This window comes from Paraburkholderia sp. UYCP14C (assembly GCF_004197395.1).
Taxonomy (GTDB): Bacteria; Pseudomonadota; Gammaproteobacteria; order Burkholderiales; family Burkholderiaceae; genus Paraburkholderia.
Map to the genome: position 1 here is coordinate 37168 of NZ_SELS01000013.1, position 22390 is coordinate 59557.

Annotated in this window: 14 protein-coding genes and 2 pseudogenes; 6 read left to right on the forward strand and 10 right to left on the reverse strand. The window is 62.4% G+C overall.

The window, feature by feature from the left end:
- Positions 1 to 14: 14 nt before the first annotated feature.
- Positions 15 to 1874 carry a sulfatase-like hydrolase/transferase gene (locus tag EVC45_RS14350; RefSeq protein ID WP_248295130.1) on the reverse strand — a complete coding sequence of 620 codons (1860 nt, stop codon included), beginning with the start codon at positions 1872 to 1874 and terminating at the stop codon, positions 15 to 17.
- A 142-nt stretch (positions 1875 to 2016) separates the two neighbouring features.
- Here EVC45_RS14350 and EVC45_RS14355 point away from each other — a divergent pair, with 142 nt between their 5' ends.
- Positions 2017 to 3027, forward strand: coding sequence for a LysR substrate-binding domain-containing protein (locus EVC45_RS14355; RefSeq protein WP_168991479.1), 1011 nt, complete (start codon positions 2017 to 2019; stop codon positions 3025 to 3027).
- 27 nt (positions 3028 to 3054) lie between these two features.
- Here the strand turns inward: EVC45_RS14355 and EVC45_RS14360 are convergent, their stop codons facing one another.
- Positions 3055 to 3459 carry a DUF427 domain-containing protein gene (locus EVC45_RS14360; protein ID WP_129958643.1) on the reverse strand — a complete coding sequence of 135 codons (405 nt, stop codon included), beginning with the start codon at positions 3457 to 3459 and terminating at the stop codon, positions 3055 to 3057.
- A gap of 350 nt (positions 3460 to 3809) precedes the next feature.
- Here EVC45_RS14360 and EVC45_RS14365 point away from each other — a divergent pair, with 350 nt between their 5' ends.
- Positions 3810 to 4796: a hypothetical protein gene (locus EVC45_RS14365; protein WP_129958747.1), complete on the forward strand. Its 987-nt coding sequence runs from the start codon at positions 3810 to 3812 to the stop codon at positions 4794 to 4796.
- Between the two features lie 167 nt (positions 4797 to 4963).
- Here the strand turns inward: EVC45_RS14365 and EVC45_RS14370 are convergent, their stop codons facing one another.
- Positions 4964 to 5284 carry a hypothetical protein gene (locus EVC45_RS14370; protein ID WP_248295131.1) on the reverse strand — a complete coding sequence of 107 codons (321 nt, stop codon included), beginning with the start codon at positions 5282 to 5284 and terminating at the stop codon, positions 4964 to 4966.
- A 23-nt stretch (positions 5285 to 5307) separates the two neighbouring features.
- Positions 5308 to 5793: a hypothetical protein gene (locus EVC45_RS46685; protein ID WP_248295132.1), complete on the reverse strand. Its 486-nt coding sequence runs from the start codon at positions 5791 to 5793 to the stop codon at positions 5308 to 5310.
- 395 nt (positions 5794 to 6188) lie between these two features.
- Here EVC45_RS46685 and hmpA point away from each other — a divergent pair, with 395 nt between their 5' ends.
- A complete protein-coding gene (gene hmpA, locus EVC45_RS14380; RefSeq protein ID WP_129958644.1) occupies positions 6189 to 7403 on the forward strand; it encodes an NO-inducible flavohemoprotein in 1215 nt (404 codons plus the stop codon).
- Positions 7404 to 7411: 8 nt separating this feature from the next.
- On the opposite strand, the gene EVC45_RS14385 is transcribed toward hmpA, so the two are convergent.
- The 6 genes from EVC45_RS14385 to EVC45_RS14410 form a co-directional block, all read right to left on the reverse strand.
- Positions 7412 to 8314 carry a toll/interleukin-1 receptor domain-containing protein gene (locus tag EVC45_RS14385; protein ID WP_129958645.1) on the reverse strand — a complete coding sequence of 301 codons (903 nt, stop codon included), beginning with the start codon at positions 8312 to 8314 and terminating at the stop codon, positions 7412 to 7414.
- 34 nt (positions 8315 to 8348) lie between these two features.
- Positions 8349 to 9716 (reverse strand): TRAFs-binding domain-containing protein, encoded by a 1368-nt coding sequence (locus EVC45_RS14390; RefSeq protein ID WP_129958646.1) that lies wholly within the window; start codon positions 9714 to 9716, stop codon positions 8349 to 8351.
- A 10-nt stretch (positions 9717 to 9726) separates the two neighbouring features.
- A complete protein-coding gene (locus EVC45_RS14395; protein ID WP_129958647.1) occupies positions 9727 to 10260 on the reverse strand; it encodes a hypothetical protein in 534 nt (177 codons plus the stop codon).
- A 99-nt stretch (positions 10261 to 10359) separates the two neighbouring features.
- Entirely contained in the window at positions 10360 to 12384 is a 2025-nt protein-coding gene (locus EVC45_RS14400) for a CHAT domain-containing protein (RefSeq protein ID WP_129958648.1), read from the reverse strand.
- Between the two features lie 2 nt (positions 12385 to 12386).
- Positions 12387 to 13889 (reverse strand): metallophosphoesterase, encoded by a 1503-nt coding sequence (locus EVC45_RS14405; RefSeq protein WP_129958649.1) that lies wholly within the window; start codon positions 13887 to 13889, stop codon positions 12387 to 12389.
- 792 nt (positions 13890 to 14681) lie between these two features.
- Positions 14682 to 15890 carry a mechanosensitive ion channel family protein gene (locus EVC45_RS14410; protein ID WP_129958650.1) on the reverse strand — a complete coding sequence of 403 codons (1209 nt, stop codon included), beginning with the start codon at positions 15888 to 15890 and terminating at the stop codon, positions 14682 to 14684.
- A gap of 3312 nt (positions 15891 to 19202) precedes the next feature.
- On the opposite strand from EVC45_RS14410, the pseudogene EVC45_RS14415 reads away from it, so the two are divergent.
- The 3 genes and pseudogenes from EVC45_RS14415 (at position 19203) to EVC45_RS14425 (ending at position 22389) form a co-directional block, all read left to right on the forward strand.
- Positions 19203 to 20330, forward strand: a pseudogene (locus EVC45_RS14415) (aldo/keto reductase).
- A gap of 173 nt (positions 20331 to 20503) precedes the next feature.
- Positions 20504 to 20708 (forward strand): annotated as a pseudogene (locus tag EVC45_RS47910) (integrase); the annotation flags it as partial.
- 268 nt (positions 20709 to 20976) lie between these two features.
- Positions 20977 to 22389: a toll/interleukin-1 receptor domain-containing protein gene (locus tag EVC45_RS14425; RefSeq protein ID WP_168991480.1), complete on the forward strand. Its 1413-nt coding sequence runs from the start codon at positions 20977 to 20979 to the stop codon at positions 22387 to 22389.
- Position 22390 lies beyond the last annotated feature (1 nt).

Here is a 22390-nt window from a genome sequence, read left to right on the forward strand (position 1 = left end):
CGGCCACGGCGCGCTCAGATCGACTCTCTGAGCTGTATCTGCACTTTGCCGTCGCGAATCGGCATCACGTCGGGACGATCTTCTCCGACTTCGCGATCCATCGTTTCATTGAGCCTCGCGTTCAGCGCAAGCAGCAATTCGCCGTTGCGTTTGCGATCGACGGCAAGGTTGTGCATCTCGCCCGGATCGTTCGCGAGATCGTAGACCTCGACGTCGTTCTTGTCGAACAGCGCTTCGAGCGTCGTCGGGCGGTTGAATTCGAGCGGCGAGAAGTAGCGGCTGAAGCGATAGCGTCCATCGAACACGCTGCGAATCGTGCCGCGCAGCCTGAAGTCGGGTTGCTGCGCCAGCGCGCGGCGACGGATTTCCTCTTCGGGCATTCCTTTCTCGTGCAGCGTCTTGAACTCCTTGATCATCCACTCGCTGTCGTAATAGAGCAGCATCGCGTAGTTGAACAGCGCCGTCGAGCGGACCGCGTCGACGCGGGCCTGCTCGGGTTTGCCGAGCAGTTGCGTCAGGTCGTGGCCCTTCAGCGCGGCGCCGCCGATCGTCTGCAAGCGCCCGGCGTCGAGGCCGGTCAGCCCGAGCAGCGTCGGCGTGATGTCGACATGCGAAGTGAGTGCATCGCAGCGCTTGCCGCCGGGATAGGCCGGATGCCGGATCACGAGCGGCACGTGATTCTGCTGAGCATACGTCGTTGCGCCCTTGTCGACGAGTTGGTGCGCGCCGGCGTGATCGCCGTGGTCGGCGGTCATCACGACGATCGTCCTCTCGTCGAGGCCGAGCGTTTGCAGCGTCTGCATCAGCCGCACGACGTGCGTATCGCAATCGCGAATGCAGTTGAAGTAATTGTTCTGATAGACGCGCACGCGTTCATCGGTAAACGGAAAGCGCCCCACCAGATGCACGTGTGCGTCGTTGTACATGCCGTGCGCGGGCGGACGGCCCGGCTCGTCGTAGGGCTGGCGGCGCGACGCGGCGAGCGGCACGTGATTCCAGTCCTGCTGATACAACGCGTCGTCGGGCGGCGGCGCGTTGCCGATGATCATCGTGTTTGCGCGCTGCAACGCCGAGCCGGGCGGATCGGTGTTGACGAACATCACGTCGTGAGGATTCACGAGGTTGACCGCGAGGAACCACGGCTTGTTGTCCTTCGCGAGTTGCGGCGCGCGCGAGCGCATCCAGCTGACCGCCGACTCGGTCGTGATGCCGTCGTAGTTGTAGCCGCCGCGCACTTCGCCGATCAGGTCGCCGACGCCGAAGTAGTCGTCGAAACCGTAGTCCTGGATCTTCTTGTGGTAGTCGGAAACCGGCGCGCTGTAGGGGCTGTTCGTTTCGTGCAGGCTGCCGCTCAGGTGCCATTTGCCGAGATACGCGGCGTAGTAGCCGGCGTCGCGCATCATGTGTCCGATCGTGCGGATATCGGTCGACATGTCGGTCTGCCACGGCACGCCGGCGTTGTCGAGCGCGCCGGTGTGCTGCGTGTGCTGACCGGTGTAGATCACCGATCGCGATGGCGAACACACGCACGACGCGATCTGATGCTTCGTGAACGTGATGCCGTCGCGGCGCAGCGCTTCGCGGCCGGGCACCGGAAACGGCCACTTGTCGAAATAGCGTTCCTGGTCGGTCAGGATGAACAGAATGTTGTAGCCGGAGGGAGCGCTTTCAGGGGCGCTTTTGGGTTCGATTCGCGAGCTGCTCGCAGCGCTCGATGCGTTCTGCGCGCCGTCCGGCGCCGTCGTCTGCGCCGCTCGCGCGATGCCGGTCGCCGCGATCGCCGCGCCCGCACTCGCCACTTTGAGGAAATGCCGTCTGCCGTCGTTCATGGGCAGGTTCGACGCGTTGGCGTCGATTGTCTTCCGATCGTTCATTCCATCGTCTCCGCAAGCTTTGTCTGTTATCCGCAACCGCACGCAGACGGAAGCGTGATTCATTGTGTAGCAGGATGGGGTACGATTCGATGAAAGATGATGGTCGATCCATAACCGTACGGTAATGATTAAAAGGACGCCGATGCCCGCCCCGAAACCACCGGCCGTGCCGCCTCCGCTAGTCGCGCCGCCCAGCGCGGAGCGCGGCCGCATCGAACAATTGCCGCAGGTGCTGCGCAAGCTGCGGATCCGCGATCTGGAAACGCTCGACTGGCTCGGTCGCTATCGCAGCTTCGCGCGCACGGCCGAACAGGCGTCGATCACGCAGCCGGCGTTGTCGAAATGGCTGCGCGAACTCGAGGACACGCTGGGTCTGCCGTTGTTCGAGCGCACGTCGCGGCGCGTCGCGACGACCGCGTACGGCGACGCGATGCTCGAATGCGTCGCCCGAATCCTGACCGATCTGCGCACGGTGCAGCCCGCGTTCGATGCGTTGAAGCGCGGCACGAGTCTGCCGCTGAAGGTCGGCATGCTGCCGTACATATCGATGCGTCTGTTGCCTGGTGTGATCGAGCATCTGGCGAGAGTCGCGCCCACGCAGCAGATCAACTACACGGAAAACACGCTCGACTATCTGCTGCCGCTGTTGCAGCGGCGCGAACTCGACATGCTCGTGTGCCGGCTGGAGCCCGCCGCGCTGACCGCGGGCTTCACCGTCACCGAGCTGTATAGCCAGGAGATCGTCATCGTCGCGCCGAAGGACCATCCGCTGCATCGGCGCAGTCGCCTCACCTGGCGCGACGCGGCTACCTATCCGTGGATCATGCCGTCGATCGGTTCGCCGATGCGCACCGCGCTCGAGGTCGAGTTCGCAACCGCCGGTGTCGCCACGCCGCGGGTGCTGATGGAGTCGACGTCGCATCTGACCAATTGCGCGGTCGCGCGCCGCGTGCCGTGCCTGTTCGTGTCGACGCCGCTGCGGCGCGGTGAGACGGACCTGAACGACGAGTTGAAGCAGCTGCCGCTGAAGCTGTCGAGCGCGGTGCAACGCATCGGCGTGCTGAGCGTCGAGCCGCACAGCGCGGCGGTATCGACGGTGCTGGCGGCGTTGCAGGCGGCGAGCGCCGAGCGCGCACCGCTACCGGGGAATTGACGCGACTGCGGACGCGGGCGCGTTCGCCTAGTGAGCGGCCGGCTCCTGCGTGATGGCATCCACCCGGTCGGGATAGAACGCGAGGTGCTCGCGGATCGGCGCGACGCCGTCGTAAGGGTGCTCGTAGGTCCACACCGCGTTGGTGCCGCGCTCGCCCGCCGACGGAATCGAGTAGTAGGCGCAGTCGCCCTTGTACGGACAGTAAGTGGCGTGCGCCGTGCGTTCGAGCCGGGCCATGTCGACGTCCTGGCGCGGGATGTAGAGCACGGCCGGATAGCGGGCTTCGCGCAGCGTCAATGCGTCGTGCGTATCGGCGATCACGTGGCCGCCTGCCATGACGATCACGCGCGCGTGGTGCTGCTCGATCGTGATCGGATGGTCCGGGCCGGGGATCTTGACGGGTTTGTCATTCGGGACCGAATGGGTGGACATAACGAGGCTCCGTGAGTAAGGGGGGCTGCTGCGAGATTCCGTTTGTCGCGGTGGTGTCCGTTGCCCGAGCGCAAGGCAAGCGACTGAAGATATGCCCGTATTGCTGTACCAGTTCAGTTCGGGTATTTCTTACGATACTAGCGCAGACCTTCCAGGTGCTGTGAGCGGCGCAACGCCCGTCCGGAGTCGTTTCAGTTGCGCGCACGCGCTTTTGCAACGGGAAGGCGACTTCGCGGAAGACGAACACCATCAGCCGACTGACAGGAGTGCGTCATGCTCGTTGGATACGCCGTGTGTGAGCCCGCAAGTCAGCCTGCAAGCTCGTCGACAAATGGCGAGGTTGTTTGACTATGCCTGCACTTCGCAAGCATTGCTCGCATCGCGCATCAGGGGCGTGCGCCGCTCTGCTGCTGAGCCTGCTTTCCGGCCCTTCGCACGCACAGGTCACGCCGGGGCAATTGTCGAGCAATACCGTGATTGGCGGCAATGTGAAGCAGCACGCAGACGCCGTGCTGGCGATCATGAGCTACACGACGGTCCCCGACGTCACGACCAGCAACCTGTCGGTCAATAACGGCGCGACGGGTAATCCGAGTTTCGGGCAGACGCAATTTGGCGGGGGCTTCACGCTCAGCAGGTCGTTTCCGTTGTACATGGAGGGCACGCTCGCCTATAGCCGCTACGACCCGACCTTCGTCGCCACGGATGGCGCCCAGCAGCGTGCGGTGCCGACGAAGTGGAACACCTTTAGTGGCACGGTCGGCCTGGGGTGGGATTTCCGCATCACGGACGAACTGGCATTCCGTCCGATCCTGAACGGTACGATTGGGCGTGTGTCGAGTGACCTGAAGGTGGGGCAGACGATCTTCAATCGTGTCACGGACAGCAACCTGCAGTTTCTCGAGAACGGCTCGCTGAACGCGTACGGCTATGGCGGCTCTCTGATGCTCGACTACGAGCACTACCGCGAGAACTATGAAATCGACGCCGAATTGCGGGCGACCGATATTTACCTGCGCAGTTTCGGCAGTACTTCGGAGGCCGTGCAGGGCTCGGCGACGGCCCAGCAACTCAGCCTATGGACGCGCTGGCGCGCGCCCACCGGCTGGCACGCGCTGGACCGGCCGGTCCGCTATGTACTCGAAGCCGCTTACTCGCACTATTTTGGCGACAGTGCCGGGGTGCTGGGTTTCAACGACCTCACGTCGCTGGGAGTCGGCCTCGAACTCGACAGCGGCAGGTATCCCGTCATCGTCACCCGCACGCGCGCGATGGTGCGATATGTGTTCGGTCGCAATGTGCACGGCGTGTCGTTCGGATTCGCGATGAGTTTCTAGCTGGACCCGTTTGTCGGGCTGCGCGGATCGGGCAGATGCCTTGTCATTTCGTTCCACTGATTGATTGCGTGGACTGCATTGGCGCGTGAAAACGTGAGGTACTGACTGAGGCATCGAACCCGCCGGGAAGGGTGCTCGCGGATCGATCGACCCATTGCCGGCGCCCTCTAGCGGAGTTCTTTGCTGCTCTTGATGGCGTTCAACGCGGAGTCCGCGGCATCCGCCGCGTGGGCGAACAGGTCGTCGACGATTCGGCGCGCCGCGCTGTACCCGGCCATCAACGCGTCGGCTTCGGTGTCGAACCGCCGGCCGCCCGCAGCGTCGAAGCGCAGCGGGGAGAACGTCGCGACCGCATTACCCGCCTGATAGACATGAACCACCGCCGTGTAGCGCGTGCGTACCGCCGCGCGCCCGGCGGGGCGCAACGTGAAATCCGTCTCGACCGTCACCTCGATCGTGAACCCGTGGTATTCGTAGGTCCGCATCATCTTTTCCTTCGTCGCGTGAGTGACTAATCGTGCCGGTGCGCGATGATCACGTCCGGCCGGGGCGCTACCGGCGGCAATTCGGCATTGGCCTCGATGCGCGCGCGCCAGAAAGTCGGCGTCGCAAATACCGTGCCCAGCCAGTCGACGCAGTCGCGTTGAACGGATTGTTCGAGGCACTGGAGCAGCGTTCCGATGTGCGTCAATTCCTTTACGACGTCGTTATGGTTGCGCACGGCTTTCACAGATTCTCTCTCCGATTTTTTGTTTGGCAACTTGATGCCGCGTCGCTCGGTCGACGGGGCTGTACAGCTCAGCGTATTCGCGTGATGTTTCGCAGCTCGTAGTGAGTCGTATGGGCTTGATGAACTGTCCGAAACAGCCGCATTGTGGGCAGCCCTGTCGGCACTCGCACGGCGGTCTGCAAACCCCATATTCGCTGATTCAACGCGCCCGATTGCTGCTACGCTCGGCCGTTGTTGTGACGTCGTGATGACAGCGCGTTCGATCAAGCTTGCGCCGTCGTCGGTTGGCCCGTCAAGTTCTGACCTGGATCAAAAAAGCAACAGGCGGCGCGGTCATCGCGCCAGCACTCGGGTACTCTCGATTGAAACACTCGTGATGACATTTGCCGTCACCGTGATGGCAACGCTCCCAGTGCGTGTCGCCGCGCGTCACGCTCCTCGCTGGCCCGCCTTCGTGTGCAATCGGATGACCGATGTTGGACATGTCGCGCCGCGCGTTGGCACGTGCGTCTCCATCGCCTTCAGCTTATGGACAGCCAGCATCGGTTGGAGGAGCATGGTCGAAGGCTTGGTTAGAAGCGGTAAGCGTGACAGGAGAAAGCGCCAGCGCTGACCACGCGCACGAGCGCGGCAACCGGTCGTTCCGATGCAGGAGGAAGGAAATGCTGACGCAGAAAACCAAGGACATCGTAAAGGCCACGGCCCCGGTTCTGGCCGCGCATGGCTATACGATCATTGCACGCTTTTATAGGCGCCTCTTCGACGCGCATCCCGAACTGAAGAACGTGTTCAACATGGCGCACCAGGAGCAGGGCCAGCAGCAGGAAGCGCTCGCCCGCACCGTGTACGCGTACGCCGAGAACATCGAGGATCCGGGCAGTCTCGCCGCGGTGCTGCGCAATATCGCCAACAAGCACGCGAGCCTCGACGTGAAAGCGGAGCACTATCCGATCGTCGGCGAGCATCTGCTTGGTGCGATCAAGGACGTGCTCGGCGACGCCGCGACCGACGACATCATCTCCGCGTGGGCGCAGGCATACGGCAATCTCGCGGACGTGCTGATGGGCATGGAGTCCGAGTTGCGTGAAACGCGCGCGGCGCAGCTTGGCGGCTGGACCGGATGGCGCGCGTTCGTCGTCAAGGAGAAGCGGCCCGAGAGCAGCGTCATCACGTCGTTCATTCTCGAACCGAAGGACGGACAGCCGGTCGCCAACTTCGAGCCCGGCCAGTACATCGGCATTGCCGTCGATGTGCCCGCGCTCGGCCTGCAGCAGATCCGGCAATACAGCTTGTCCGACGTGCCGAACGGCCATAGCTATCGGATCTCGGTCAAGCGCGAGAGCGGCGAGGCCGGGCGGCCGCCGGGCTATGTGTCGTCACTGCTGCACGATCACGTGAACGTCGGCGACGAGGTGAAACTGGCGGCACCGTACGGCACGTTCTACATCGATGTCCATGCGAAGACGCCGATCGTGCTGATCAGCGGCGGCGTCGGTCTGACGCCGATGGTTAGCATGCTGAAGCGCGCGATTCAGGACCCGCAGCGGCGCGTGGTGTTCATTCATGGTGCGCGCAACTGCGCGGTGCACGCGATGCGCGATCGTTTGCAGCAGACCGCCGCCACCCAGCCGAATTTCCGCGCGATCGTGTTCTACGACGCGCCGCTCGATACCGACGTGCAGGGCCGCGACTACGACACCAAGGGCTTCATCGACCTCAGCAAGCTGCGCGGCGAGATTCTGTTGCCCGACGCCGACTACTACATCTGCGGTCCTGTTCCTTTCATGCGGCTGCAGCACGACGCACTGAAAAGCATGGATATCCACGAGTCGAAGATTCACTACGAGGTGTTCGGCCCGGATCTGTTCGCCGAATGATTTTCTCTCTAATGCCTATTTGCATTGAATGCCTTGAGGATGGCCTCGATATCCATGAACGGCAGTTCGCGATTCGTGCCATCGCCGAGGGGTCTCCCGGCGTTGCCAAATGCAGGCGCCAGGGTGATCGCAGGATGGTCTCCACCATTCTCTGTCGCGTGTTCGTCTGAAGACATCACCTTGCGCATCGAATCGAAGACAGGAGAGCGAAACTGAGGACTCCAGGACACCCGCAAATCGTCCAGTTGCACTTTCACGCCCGCGAAATAGTCGGCCCACACGTCGACACCTTGGGCCCGCCAGAATCGATCCGCATGATCGGCATACCACTCGGCAATGCCGAGACTGACGTTGACTGGATTCGCGACCCACTCCTCGGCGAGATTCTGCAGCCACACGAATGCGCCCGACACGTTGTCGATGCGTCGCTCCCGCAAAGCATTGCTATCCAGAAAGTCTTTGAGATCGGAGTCGCTCAAGGTCGGGTAGATCTGCAGGTACTCGCTACCATTGAAGTACTCCTTGGCGTCGAATCCATCGGGCTTGCCATCGGGTAGATAAACGCCGATCCGGGACGAAACGTTTCCGTCGAAAAATCCCAGCTCCCACGGCGTCCAGACTCCGACACCATGTGCGGATGCAGAACCGGCAGGATTCCCGGTAGGTTGTTTCGGCGTTGGATACAACAGGAGCAAACAGGTTGCGCGCGATATTCTGTTGCAAAGGATCTCGACCTTTTTGCGCGTCACGTTGCCCGTGTCGGCGAGCTCGGCAAAATCCGTGTCGAGGAACGGTGTGAAACCGTAGCCGCGAATCGTCGTTGCGAGTTGCTGGGCTTTGTCCTTGTCGCGGTGACGATACGAGATGAACACATCGAAGAACTCAGGAACACTATCTTGATCTTCTGCCACGGTAACCTCCGCCACGACTGCATGTTCGAACGTTCTATGTTGCGTCGTTTTCCAAACCCGATTGCGCGGCCAGCCAGTCGGCCACCGCGCGAAGCCGCGCGCGTCGAGCCTCGTCCTCAACCAGCCGAAGGCTCACGCGCAGATCGGCCAGCACACTCACGATCTTCCAGCTCGCCACATCTTCGCTGGCCACTTTTTTCGCGAGGTCCTCGGCGAGATCCGCGTTGCCTTCGTCGAAGGCAAGAGCCAGCCACGTCGGCCTTAGCCATTCGTCCGTGACGCCACGCTTGAATGCGCGCTCGCAAGCGGCGTTCGCGAGCACCGCCGCGGTTTGCGCCAGCTTCAAGTCGCCGTCGCCATTGCGCTCGCGGTACAGACGCGGAAGATTCGACGAGCAGTAGTACTCGTTGAAGTCGAGATCCATGCCCCGTTCGTAGTAGTCGATAGCCTTGTCGCGCAATCTCGACTTCCTTTTCGGATCGCCGGCCTCTTTGTACTGCCGTTTGTACCGGCCTCCCAGCAAGCCGAAACGTTCAGCCGACGGCCCGGCTATCGCCACCAGGCCCTCGAGCTGGTCGATCGCGGCCTCTACGTCGCCCGTCTGCGAAACGGCGAACGCGCGCTGAGCTAGTACCTCGGGCTTTTCGCGGTATTCCTGCGGCAACTGGTCGATGAAGTCGAGCAGCTTGCTCCAATCGGCCTTTTCGTTCATCGAGTCGCGCAACAGCAGCAGCAACGCGAATACGACACTCGCCATCAACGGCGGCACCCCGTGCTTCTTCACGAGTTCCTGCGCCGCCTCCATGCGCTCTTCCCTGGGCAGCTGGCGCACGTTGCGCACGGCGGACTGGAACACTGCCAGGTCCATCATCTGCAGCTTCATCGTGGATGCGAGGGCCGGTTCCGGCTTATCCGGGAAGCCGCTGACCGCGGTGAACATCGGCGATTCGCCATTCGCGAGCGCGCGGATGCCCGGCACGATGCATTCCTGGATGCGCTGCGCGGTGTCCTTGTCGATATTGCCGTTCGAGAGCGGATAGCGGACCGTGCGCATCTGCGCCACGTCGAATAGCGGTTGTGACCACTCGGCCGCGAGCAGCACGCAGCCGGTCCGCGTGGCCGCGTGGCGGATGCCGATCTCGTAGTAGACGTTGCCATTAGGGATGGTCATGTCCGCGATCACGAGGTCCGCGTAGAAGATGCGTTCGAGCATCTGCGTGACGATCATCGAGCCGGTGTCCTGATCCGCGCGCACGGGCGCGTAGCCCAGCGCCTCGATGGCAGGCACATAGGCGAGGTCCCACAAGGCGTTGAAGTCGATCTCCCCCGGAGCGTGCGCGGTGTCCGCCTGGGTCCGCTTGCGCCCGTAGGGCATGATCGCGAAGCAAATGGGTTTCAGCATGGTTGCCTCGCTATTTCGATCGGAGCGGATGGATGGGCCGCCCGGCAGCGCCGCCGGCCGCCTCGACGGCTTCGTACATATGGCCGGTTCCGCCTGGCCCGTCGCCCGCCTCGCCGTTCCAGACGCAAATGAAATGAACCTTCTGCGCCCCGTATCCCAGCGCGCGCTCGAGCATCCACAGGTTGTTGCGCTCGTAAGGGGACGCCTGACGCTCCACCTCGGTCCGTGGTTCGGGCAGCACGAAAGTGCGGGCAAACGCGTGCGCCCGCACGGCCTCGAAGCGCGCGGGCCAGTGCGAGTTCGCAAAGTCGACCGAGTCCTTCACGAACACCTGCGGCTCGAAGGGCAGATAGAGATCGAGATGCGCGCCGCGCGCAAGCATGAGTTCCGCAAAGATCAGATCGCCGCCGCATGCACCGCCGCAGATGGCGAGGTCGGCGCTGCCAGCCTGGAGATCGTCGAGCGCCGCGGCGACGTCGTTCGTCACCGCGCCTTCCCGTTCGGGTGGGAAACGCGGCTGCGGGCGGTCGGGATGGTCGATCATGTGCCCGCTGAAGAGAAAGACACGCTGCGTCGAAAAGTTGTCAGTCACCTTGGAGGTCCTTGGCGATGGGCGTCGAAAGGCGGCCGGGGCGCGCTGTGCTCAATAGTTCCATTCGGGCTCTTCGCACACTGGCATCACATCGAGCATCTGTTCCGCGAGTTCTTGCAGCCCGAACCAGTGGGGGCCCACCATGGGGCCGAACCATTCCAGATAGCGAAGGATCTGTCGCCGGGTGGAGAACACGTGAAACGATGAGGGGCCCGCCAGCTCGACCACGCTGCGGCAAGCCTTGATCGCTTTGTCAATCGTCCCCTGCTCAGGAGGGAGTGGAACATCTTTCAGCCAGGGTTCGATCAGGCTCAACTCCGCGATATTGCCGTAGGCCCAGGCGCGGTCGCAGGCGGAACCGTTCTCGGCGTCGTTCCTCGATTGCGAGTCCGCCGTGAACCACAAGGGCTTGACCTTGGCCTCACCCCAATCCGAAGGCGAGAGGCGGCCCGAAGTGCGCAGGAACAACGTGAGCGACACGTATTGCACCAGTTCCCAAGGGTGCGACCGGTTCAGCAGATAGGCTTGCCAATACCAGGTTCGCGCGCGCTCCAGCTTGTCCAGCACTTCGTTGCCGCCTTTTTTCGTCGTGCGGCTAGTGGATCTGCGCGAGTGGTAGAGCATCTGTGCTTCGCGCTTCTCGGTGCTCGCGAGTTGCGCGAGGATCCGTGCCCTCTGCGCTGGATACGCTTCATTCGCCGCTTCGAGCCGTTCCTTCGCGTAGGCGACCTTTCTCTGCACGTGCCGGAGCATCTCCTGCCGCTTATCGTCGGCGAGCATCTGATGACGCCCAGTGGAGCTGGACTCCCGGTCGGAAAAGGCCACCATCACGCGATCCGACGCACGCAACGCAATATTGATGCTGCTCATGGCTTGCTGAATGCACGCGTTGGCCAATTGATCATCGAAATTGGGGGGCAGGGATGCATACGCGACGATGCTCGCCCAGTCGTGCTGGTCCTTGAAGCAGGAATGCAGCCGCCTGCGCAGGCCCACCAGCAGCTTGCGCGGGTCCTCGCCCCAGAGCAGGCCCTGATAGAGATCCTGCACCAGCATCACCGAGCCGCCGAACGACAACGGATACTGGCTCGCGATCACGAGCGGAATGCCTGCCTCGTGCAGCGCATGCCCGACGCTCGCCCCGACACCCGTCACGCCGCCGACGTTACCGCCGTTGCAGCTCGCAAGCGTCACGACGGCGGGCCGCACGAACTTGCCAGCCTTGTCGCGGCGTGGCGTGCGCAGGATGCTCGCGAGCCGCGCACCGGAGACGACCTCATAGCCCTTCGGATCGGTGTGCGAGATCAGCGCGATGCCGTACCGCTGGTCGTACCCGCCAGGCAGATCGACGCCGTGCGCGAGGATGTGTATATGCGTGTAGTCGCTGGATGCGCATGCGCGCTCCAGACTCTCGACCGTCGCGTCGGGGAGCACGGACAGCCGTTCTCCGATGATCTCGAGCCGCTCGTCGTCGTCGAGGTCGTCCGATAGCGCGAGCCACGGCGCGAGCGCCTCGCGCAGCGCAAGCAGATGCGCCGCGGCCGGCACGTCCTCGAAGGTGGGCGGGGACGCATAGGCGAACAGCACGCGCGGCTTGCTCGGCCAGCGGATGAATTCCTCGGGCACGCGCCGCGTCTCGCGTGTGACGCAGATGGGCTGCTGCGTCTGCAGGACAAGCGGCTGGCCTTCGCCGGGAAAGCCGCTGGGCGCGGTCGCGAGTTCGAAGGGCAGGAGCGCGAGCTCGGAGGCGGACAGGATCAGCCGCAGATGCGTGACCGGCTCATCGCCCGTCGCGGCGTCGGCGCCGCGGCGGTTGAGGTCGGCGGTCAGGCCGGGAATCTCGCCGAGCAGCTTGCCCAGCACCAGCGCGGTGTCGCCGAGCTGAAACTCCCGCGCCTCCGGTCCGAGCTGATAGCTGAGCGCGCGCAGCCGGTAGAGCATCTGGTTGTGCTCGAACGGAACATGGAGCGTCACCGCGCTATGGTTTTCGCACAGTGCGATATAGGCCGTGAGCGGCGACAGCAGCTGGTTGTGCGAGGGGCCCTGACGGAGCAGTTCGAGTGTGATCTTGCGCATCGTCAGTCATCCAGCAGGCTGTTGGCCGTGGCAACGAGTGTGAACCCGCTTGTCGCGTTGTTGACCACCTGACGCAGCTCGGCTTTCGCCCCGCCATCGTCCTTCTTCCATATGGCCACGACCGTGCAGAGGCGCACGACCAGCGATCCGGAGCGAAAGCCGTCGAGCGTCGACATGTCGCCGCCGTTGAGCACGTCGAAAAATTCCGCAAAGGCGTTTGAATCGGTCCGCGTCTTCGGATCGACGCGGATCAGCCGCGCCCAGGTCCCGCTATTGAAGTATCGCCCCTTGCCGTTCTGGCGGTGTAGGGCGCGCGCGAGATGGGTATGCCCCGCGACGATGATGTCGATCTCCGGGCCGATCTCCTTGTCGAGCAGCGTGGCGGTTTCGTCACGCGCGGAAATGTCGAAGCTACGATCCTTGTCCAGCTTCTCGAGCGCCTCGCGCAGCACTTCGCTCGTCGGCGCGTCGCGCGACCACTTGACCAGCGCGGTCACCATGTCGAGCCGCTTGCCCTGCTCGTTCGCGACGAACTCGAGCGGATTGACGCCCTGGCGGACCAGTGCATCGGCCGCGGCAAGCATCGCGCGCCCGTCGCGCTCCTGGCGCGAAGCGGGCAGCTCCACCGGAGTGAGCAGACCGCCGGGCATGGGCGTGGGCTGCAGCGGATCCCCGGCCGCCAGCTCCTCGGCCCCCAGCATGCCGCCAGGCTTGTAGATGCCAGCCCACGCACGCGCGAACCCCACGTTGGCGAGCCGGATCGCGCTGTTGAAGTTGCGCATGGCTTCGGGTGCGCAGGCGGCGAGCGTCGGCACCACACCGTCCGTTTCAGGCTTGAGCAGATCGACGAATGGATACTTGCGCTTGATCGGATTCATCACGTCGATCACCATGCGCGAGCCGGCGTTGGGAATCCATGGATCGACGGGGCGGCTCAACTGCTTATCGCGGCCGATCTGCCTGATCTTCTCGAAGTCGGCCGGATTCCACCGGTCCACCTCGTTGCCGTGCACGCATAGCACGGAGCGTCCGCCGACGTCGCACCGCACGCCCGAACCGTCGAACACGAAATGCAGGCGCGCATGCGCGCCACTCGAAGAGGGCGCGTCCTTCGTCAGGATCTGCGCGAGGCGCTCGCGCACCCAGGGCAGCGCGAGCTCCAGATCGTGATTGCCGAGGTTGACGATCAGACGACGCCTGTCCTGCTTGAGAAAAGCCGGAAACGCATCGAACACGGGCTTGAAGGTGGGATCCTGCAACGCGATCCGCTCGAGCTTCGCGACGGCACCATCCGGGTCGAAGTAGGTGGCGTTCGGTTCGGCCAGAAAATCGATGAAGTCGCCGTTGATGACGAGCGCGATCTCCTGTTCGGGATCGCGTAGGGCAAGGTCGTTGATCAGCCACGCGAGTTCGCCCGCGGAGCCGAAGATCTGGAAGCCCGGCGTGCCGCCGAGATGGAGATCGGAAATGACGTAGAGCTGATCGACGCTGTGAACCGGATTCAATTCGGTCTCCTCTTATCCAGGTCCATCAACGCGCGACGCGGGGCTCGCGCCCGGACGCAGGCGCAATGACGCGTGCGCGATCTTACGCCGTGTCATGTTCGCCCTTTTGGTATGAAAAAGATAGCTGACGCGAATTGGGCGCTGAGACACGATGTGCTGTCGAATGTGTGGCGTCGCACACAGGAAGCATTGCCTACTTCTTACAGAATCGGTCACGATGTTTGTCTACGCCGAGAAGATCTGGGCGATCTTTGGATTTGCCAATTTTCCCTACTCAATCTGGCAGATGTTTTCTGGCCGCCAAGTACCGGTGCTGGACGACGAACGCCAAAATAAATGGTTTGTTCGCTGTTCCGCGAGCCGGCCAAAGAGCCGCACACTGTCTGGATCGGAAAATCGCCTTGCTCGTTGCAAAGCAGCACTAAATTACAGGACGAGCAAAAAGAGAGTTTATTCAAATTGCCGGGTCCCACCTGCGTTTTCACCCAGCCCCGAGCGTTTGCTAACGCTATATGCAGTACGTTCGGGAAGCTCTGCCGTTTGCGGAATGAAGAGGCAATCGTGCCTTGAAGTCGCGCTGCACTCCGAGTATCAGTCGGCGTATTAGTCTCTTGTCGGTCACGCAGGCGGCTATGCCAGGGCTGGATGACGTGTTCCGTGTCGCCGCGGTGGCCAAGACCCCAACTGGGAAAGCGGAGTGGGCGAAAGTGGCAGGACTTCTCTGTGCCGAAGAAAATGGGCCGAAGCCCGCTGCTTGGTGTACGGAGATTGCTCTCCAGGGGCAGATCACAACTACCGCGCCGACGGCCTTTGTTCCTGCCAGCAGCGCAGCCCGAACAACGGTATTTGGCCGTAAGCGTGATCGAGCATGTCCGATTGCAGGTTTTCGTACGGTTCCCAGCGTGTCTCGTCGACATAGAGAAATATCTCGAGCGCGACGACAGGCTGGGTCGACTGCACCTGGCGGATGACGATCGGCATGTCCTGGCGGACCGCTTCATGATCGCGAAAGTACGCATTGAGATAGAGCCGGTACAGACCGAGATTCGTGCGACGCCGGGAGTCCCCGGGCGCGACTGCCGCTAGCGGCCTGTCAACATCGTTGCGGAGTTGAACGAGCAGTGCGTCGTCCGGATAGCGGACGGTCTCGGCATCGAAATGTATCGCATGCTTGACGCGTCGAGCGCCCGACTCAGTCATTCCTCGCCAGTTCTTCATACTGTTCGTGAGCAGGACGTAGGTCGGCAGCATCACGATCGAGTTGTCAAAGTTCTGGACCTTGATCGTGTTCAGTGCAATGTCGATCACAGTGCCGTCTGCGACGAAGCCTGGCACTTCGATCCAGTCCCCCACCCGCACCATGTCGTAGACGGTGAGCTGGATGCTGGCCACGAAACCGAGCAGCGAGTCGCGGAAAATGATGATCAGAAGCGCCGTCATCGCGCTGAGGCCGGTGAGAAAGTACGCCGGGGAGCGTTCCAGCACTACCGAGATCCCGGCGATCAGCGCGACTACGTAGAGCGCGATGGTTGCGGTCTGCAAAAAGCTTTTGATCGGCCTCTCGCTTGCCGAGGGGAAGTGACTGTAGCGCTCACCGACACTGTTGAGGAATGCGAGCGCAGCGCGCAGCAGCGTGTACACCATGTAGCATGCCGCGAGCACCGCCAGTGGATGGCCAAGCGCTGCGATCAGCGGGAACGTGAGTCCGGTGAGCAGGGGCGCGGACGCATAGAGGATCAAGGCTGGCACGAGCGGCGCGAGCCGGTCGAACACCTTGTGGGACTCGGCGGCACGCAGCCACTTGCGCTGCGGCTGGCGTGCAAGGCGGCCGACGATGATCTGCACGATCCAGCGCGTCACGTAGTAGCAGATCGCGCTCGCGAGCAGAATCGTGAGCAGCAGGGCGGCGACGAGCAGAAATGCAATCAGCGGGCTGTCGGTATAGACGTGGAAGTGATGCCAGTCCGGGCCGCCCTCGAAACGCAGCGCCTTGTCGAACATGGGTCCCTCCAGTGCCGGCAAAACAGTTCGCTGGGAGTGTCGCATCCGGCTATTAGCCTGGAACGACGCTGGGGCTCAGACAAGGTGCCTGCTGGCGGTGGCGGCTCCGTGCACACCGGTCTGACTCGCGGCGCACACCATGCGAACGTCTTTGGGCGGCGACGCCTCGATGCAATGAGCGCAATCATACAATCCGCGGTTTGAACGATCCACTGGCTTGCCCTCGACAAGCTTCTTCAATCGGGGGGCGTGACGGATAGGCGCTTCACGGACCCTGAAGAGACATTCGACTCAGTGCGAAGGATATGGCCGGTTGCAAACCAGAACGGCCAGCCGCGTGGCGTCTCGGCCGGCGCGTTGCCGGCCAAAGCCGACTGTCACGCGTCGACTCCGATATGCCCGCTCACCGCTGCTCACCGGCCGCTCGCTGGCAATTCGAGGCGAATGACCGCTGCCGAGTTCAACGAATGCGTACTACCGTCCATGAACAGCCATTGCAGCACATGCCTGCGCGGACACCCCAACGGCAATTCCCCGCCATAAAGCCGCCACTCAGTGAGATTTTCAGCGTTGCCGCAACTCGGATAGATTCCGGGACATCAAAGGAACAAGCTAGCGAATGCTCAGGCGGTTTGCCGCGTATCAGACATTAGTCGTCATCATCCTGGCGATGTCTCCAACCCTTGTGCCCCCTGTTGTCGTGCCATTGCCGACGGCCCCAATACTCGCCCTCATATCCGCGGCCATATGCAACCGGATCTTGTGCGTACACAACCAGAGGTCCCTGATACACACCTGGAGGTGCCTCGTACACGACCGGGGCCGCTTCGACGACAACGCTTGGCCGAGTTTCATGGAGAGGAACTTGCCGCGCCGAACGGCCGCTATTCTGCGTGGCGAAATCGTCCGCGGAACCGGGCCAACCGTTAGCCAACCGCGGTGCTGGGAAATCCCGGGGTTGCGCAGCGCCGTGATCGAACGGGGCGGAAGGGGCATGCTGGGCGATCTCAGCACGGGCAACTGCAGTTCCACGGGCAGAAGCCGACCATGATGGTGCGCCATGGCCAGACGAAAGTGTCTGATGCCTTGACGATGTTGAGCGGGTGATGCCGAGCGCCTGGCGCACGCTTGCCATAAACCGCGACGCCCAAGGCCCGCGATTGTGGCTCGACACGTTGCCCACTTTACCCACTCGAGCTGTGGCCATCCGCGATGCAGCGTCGCCGCGGGAAGGTGCCGCGCGGCGGCGGGGAGAAAGGGAAGACGTCGGCGGGACGAGTTCCGCACGGGAGATTGCGGTTGCGCGAGCAGGAACTGCCGTTGCTGGCGAGACTTGAGGGGACGAAGTCACTTGTGGCGTTGGCGATGCCGGTCTGATCGTCCCGAACGCCTGACGTGCACTCGCCTTCGATTCGACGCCAGCGCGCTCGTCACGGTCCGGCCAGAGCTGATACGTGACGGCAGCCGCGGCCCCGAACGCCACTAAGCTTGCCGGCACCGCCCAAAGCGCAAGGCGTCTGAATCGCGTAGGCGGCGTGGTTGCCACGCGATCAAGCGCGAAATTGGCGCCGCCAGCCAGGCCGTGTGCACTCAAATGCCGCAGCCCCGCCAGTCGAGACACAGTGCCGGGATTCGACTCATTTCGTCTGATGTTTAGATAGACCTTGCGTAGGCTTGTGTGCAGGCGCTGGAACCGCCTGAATAGGATGATGAGCGAAACAATGACGCACATCAGCGTGTTGGCCAGATTCATCCAAAACATCCCATTCGGGATTCCCCTGCTCATTTCGAGGAGCATGAGGGCGAATGTGCCATTGCTCAAAGCCCAGCAGCCCCAGCTCAGTAGGCTGTGGCTGCGCATGTCCGCCTCCCTCGCGAGGAGTTTGCCGATAGTCGGGAGGTACGTGAGGATGCGCGCCCCATTCCAGAACAGGAACATCGCGCTAAGTGCCTCAACGTAGAGTTCGTGAGACATCTCGACTCCCTTGCCATGCATGGCGGGCTACGTACTGCAGCGCGGGCACCCAGGTTATTTCATGCGGGGCTCCTGTGCGATGAGGAGCGGCACTCACCTGGACAGTCCGATTTCAACGGTCCTTTTGCTAAACGACTGCAAACAGGTGGGACCTGATCGGGTCATCCACGCATCGCCAAACTTGAAGCCGGGACGTGTCTCTGCACCGCATTGTTGCCCTCTCGCGTACCGCAGGCCAACACTGCGTCCACTGGTCCCATCTGCCGGGCGCGCGCGGATGGCGACGCTTTTATAGCTAATGAGCGTATGGTAGAAAATTTGTTTCAACATCGCAGATCGCTGTCTTCTAGCGCCTGGTAATGTGCTGAGCAAGCCAGTGAATCCGGGACGTGCGGTTGAGTTTCGCCGGCTCCAACAACACTTGAGGGGCGCACCTGGGCAAACAACCATTGGGCGGCCTGAACAGGGCACCTTCGATGCCAGGCTGGACTAGCTTCAATTTTTGACGGTATACGTGACGGCATTTTTTGAGCCTCGGGCTCGAGGGGCGTTGGGCCCGGTGCATTGCGTCCTTATAAGCATCGACACTGTCGAATTCCAGAATCGCCGGCGGGACCTTCGCCGCGTGCTCGAGTAGGTGGATGTCGCGCCGGCCGTCATCTCCGCTAGCAAAGCTACTGTCGCCGACGGGAAGGTTCCGCGATGCGTCCGTGAACATTGCAGGAGGAATGGCCGTTTCAATTCAGGATGAGCCAATGGTGTTCGTCGCTCCGACAATACCGGGTTGAAATGACTCATTCGCATTTGCGATTGTCAACGTTGAATCGAATCCGTTGTGAAAGTCAGTGAAGCGACCTTCAGCCGTCGCACAGCGCCCGATCGGCGTCCGGCCGCTTCGGCCGACAAGTGCGCCTTGAGCATCTGGCGGATTTCGGAATGGGCCCGCCGTTCGAGTGGCCACTGCATGGCTCAGACGAGTGTCAGAAACTGGCCGGCAGTACCCGTTCACTCGCAGCGCCGGATAGCTGCCTCTGAAGACACCGATGCCAGCTCTGCAGAACGCGACAGAATTTGTGCTGTTGGCCACAGGCGGACAGTCACGGGCTTCTCCTTTCGAGACGCTGATTGGGCGCTTCCGACGCGCCTGCCACGACCGTCATCAGCGCAGGCATGCGGATTGCCCGTGGGCCGATAGCGGACAAGAATGTTGCCGTGCGCCTCCACGCATTGCGCCTGGCCACTCCCCGAAGTGCAACCTTTCAGGTGAAGCCGATCTAACCACAAGAAACGCGCTCGCATGACCATGCGTCGCTTACCTAGCCCCAGAGGAGACAGTCATGGCGCTCGATCGCTATACCCTGCTCGGTCGTTCCGGCCTGCGCGTGAGCCCGATCTCACTCGGCACGATGACGTTCGGCACCGAATGGGGCTGGGGCGCCGACGAAGCAACGGCGCAGCGGCTCTTCGATCTCTACGTCGACGCAGGCGGTAACTTCATTGACACGGCCGACCTTTACACGGAAGGCACGAGCGAGCAATGGGTCGGCCGGTTCGCAGCGGCGCGCGCGATGCGCGAGCGGCTCGTGATCGCGACGAAGTACTCGTACAACGCGCAGCCCGGCAATCCGAATGCAGGCGGCAACCATCGGAAGAACCTGCTTCGGGCACTCGAAGGCTCACTCAGGCGGCTCGGCACAGACTACATCGATCTCTATTACCTGCACACGTGGGACCGCATGACGCCCGCCGACGAAGTGATGCGCGCCATGGACGACGCCGTGAGCGCTGGCAAGATCCGTTACGTCGGCCTCTCTGACGTGCCAGCGTGGTATGCGGGCCGGGCGCAGACGCTCGCGGACTGGCGCGGCTTCGAACCGGTTGCTGCAATGCAGTTGGAATACTAGATGATAGAACGCAACGCGGAACACGAGTTCGCCGACCTCGCCACAAACCTCGGCATGGGGCTCGTGGCGTGGAGCCCGCTTGGCATGGGCGTGCTGTCGGGCAAATACCGTCCGTCGCAAGACGCCCAGAATCAGGCCGCCGTAACGGGCAGTGGTCGCCTGCAGACGCTAGGTACTGCGCCGCCGCCCGGCTTCGACAAGCTATCTGCGCGCAACTTTTCGATCGTCGCTGAGCTGGAGGCAGTCGCGCACGCCGCGAATCGGCCGATGGCCCAGGTCGCCCTGAACTGGCTGTATCAGAAACGCGGGGTCGCGAGCATCGTCGTCGGCGCGACGAAGGCGGCGCAGCTCGAAGAGTCGCTCGGGGCACTCGACTTCGTGCTGGCGCCCGAGTTGATTGCCAGGCTCGACGCGGCCTCGGAGCCGCCCCACCCGTTCCCGTACTACATGTTCGCGGATGGTCATCAGGCACGCATTCACGGACAGGTCGATGTCGCCGCTCAACCGCCGAACCATGCCGACTTTCAACGAGTGCCGGCGCCGCCGTCTACGGAGAAGTGAGCAGCACACTAACGCGACAGAAAGCTAAAAAGCGTGGGGTGGGGACCATTCGTTTCACGGGCGCCAACGTTGAGCTAGCGACGCAACATGAATGTCGAGACGACGCTTAATGCGAATCCCGCATCTACGGTGATACCCGGTCGGCGGTGGGCGCTTGACTAGAGAAGGCATCCCTGAGGCCGGCACAGTATCTTTCCCCAGTCGGCTGTCAGCATCCCCACCTCTTTCGACCCGGCAACATGCCCGGATGACCCGTCGATGAGCGGGCAATGCCGGAGTCGACCCGACAGTCCACGGCACGCATTCCTTGCGCCGTACCAAGGCAAGATTGATTTGCAAACGGACCAAAAACCTCGAGCCGTCCAGTTGCTGCTGGGCCCTGCTGTCGCGCTTATCTGCGCTTCTTCATCCTATGATGTAGAGAATGCGCTCCCACGCAAATGCAAAAACTTCCGGCACGACCGTCTTTCAGAATGGCATGTGGTCTTAACGGATCGCGCTCGATCCGGGGTTCTGGGCGAGAACGGCGGATGACGGATGTTGCGTGCTGCCGATGAAGTGTTTCTGGCTGCCGTCCTGCCAGCCCCCCAGAACCTGGAGTCGATCTAGCGTAAAGAGGGCGATCGATCACGATGGGGACACGACAATGACGGTTCTAGCCGAATATGACCATGACGTGTTCATCAGTTACGCCCACCTGGACGACAGAGGCGACCGGCCGTGGATCAGCGCGCTTGCTGAGAACCTGGCGCTTTACGCATCGTCGCGGCTGGGCCGTCCGCTTCGTGTCTGGAAGGATCACGAACTCGCGGGCAATGACCCGGTTACCCCCGCCATCATCGGCGCGATTCAACGATCGGCTACGTTGCTCGTCGTCATGTCGCGAGGCTATCTCCAATCCCAATGGTGCAGCAAGGAGCGCAATGCGTTTCTCAGGGTCGCGGCCGACCGTATCGCCGAGCAACGCGTTTTTGTCGTGGACGCGTGGGAGACCGCCCGGAGTGAGATGCCGGACGAGTTTCGCGACCTCAAAGGTTTTCCGTTCTGGGTGCAGGATTCGGGCGCGGGCGGGTTCGCCCGCCCGCTAGGCCTCATCGACGTACAGGAGCGCCGGTATCACGAGCGGCTCATCGATTTGAGCGGTCAACTGGTCAAGAAGCTGCAGGCCCTCGAGGTGGCCAATACAACCATCGAAACGGGCGCCGCCAATCTTTTCGATACGGTCTTCATCGCGCGTTCAACCGACGATCTCGAAGATCGTGAAGATGAACTGAACGGGTACCTGGGTCAGGCCGGTATCGAGCGCTTGCCGAAGAAGTGGTATCCGGACATGAGCGAATCCGCCTTCTGCGCCGCGATGAATGCCGATCTCCAGCGCGCATCCGTTTATGTTCAGCTGCTCGGGAAGGCGCACGGGCGCAAGCCAGAATTCGGTGGAGAGCGCCGGTATCCGGTACTGCAGAGCGATCTGGCGCACGCATGCGGAAAACCCGTCTTGCAATGGCGTGACCCTCGCGACGATCCCGCGGATGTGAGCGATGCCGTGCATCGTGCGTTGCTGGAGGATGCACGCTCCTGCAGCTTCGAAGACTTCAAAAGCGCGGTGGTCGAACTGACTCGACGCAAACCCGTAGAGCCGAAGACGAAGCCACCCGGCGTTACGGTATTCGTCAATGCGGACCGCGACGATCTCGAGGTCGCTCAACGGGTTGCCGAAGTCCTCGCGCAGAACGGCGTGGAGTGCTACTGGCCGCTCAGGGAAGGCAGTCCCGAAGAGGTGCGGAAGGACCTGGAAGAAAACCTCAAGGAGTGTGACGGCCTGATCCTCGTGTATGGCGCGACCGAACCATCGTGGGTACGCGATCAGCTTCGGCAGGGACGCAAGATACTGAGCCAGCGTGAGCGCGCGCTGGCCGCGATGGCCATCTATCTGGGACCGCCGGAACAGAAGAAAGAGATCGCGGTTGCACTGCCCAACCTGATTACCCTCGATGGTCGGACCGGCTTGAACGCAACCGCATTCGCGGCTTTCCTGCAACGCGTGACAGGCGGAGTCTGAT

Bases quoted from the DNA above. Each gene is read 5' to 3' on its own strand.
- EVC45_RS14350 (WP_248295130.1), bottom strand. From the start codon at position 1,874: ATGAACGATCGGAAGACAATCGACGCCAACGCGTCGAACCTGCCCATG.
- EVC45_RS14355 (WP_168991479.1), top strand. From the start codon at position 2,017: ATGCCCGCCCCGAAACCACCGGCCGTGCCGCCTCCGCTAGTCGCGCCG.
- EVC45_RS14360 (WP_129958643.1), bottom strand. From the start codon at position 3,459: ATGTCCACCCATTCGGTCCCGAATGACAAACCCGTCAAGATCCCCGGC.
- EVC45_RS14365 (WP_129958747.1), top strand. From the start codon at position 3,810: ATGCCTGCACTTCGCAAGCATTGCTCGCATCGCGCATCAGGGGCGTGC.
- EVC45_RS14370 (WP_248295131.1), bottom strand. From the start codon at position 5,284: ATGATGCGGACCTACGAATACCACGGGTTCACGATCGAGGTGACGGTC.
- hmpA (WP_129958644.1), top strand. From the start codon at position 6,189: ATGCTGACGCAGAAAACCAAGGACATCGTAAAGGCCACGGCCCCGGTT.
- EVC45_RS14390 (WP_129958646.1), bottom strand. From the start codon at position 9,716: ATGCTGAAACCCATTTGCTTCGCGATCATGCCCTACGGGCGCAAGCGG.
- EVC45_RS14395 (WP_129958647.1), bottom strand. From the start codon at position 10,260: ATGATCGACCATCCCGACCGCCCGCAGCCGCGTTTCCCACCCGAACGG.
- EVC45_RS14400 (WP_129958648.1), bottom strand. From the start codon at position 12,384: ATGCGCAAGATCACACTCGAACTGCTCCGTCAGGGCCCCTCGCACAAC.
- EVC45_RS14410 (WP_129958650.1), bottom strand. From the start codon at position 15,890: ATGTTCGACAAGGCGCTGCGTTTCGAGGGCGGCCCGGACTGGCATCAC.
- EVC45_RS14425 (WP_168991480.1), top strand. From the start codon at position 20,977: ATGACGGTTCTAGCCGAATATGACCATGACGTGTTCATCAGTTACGCC.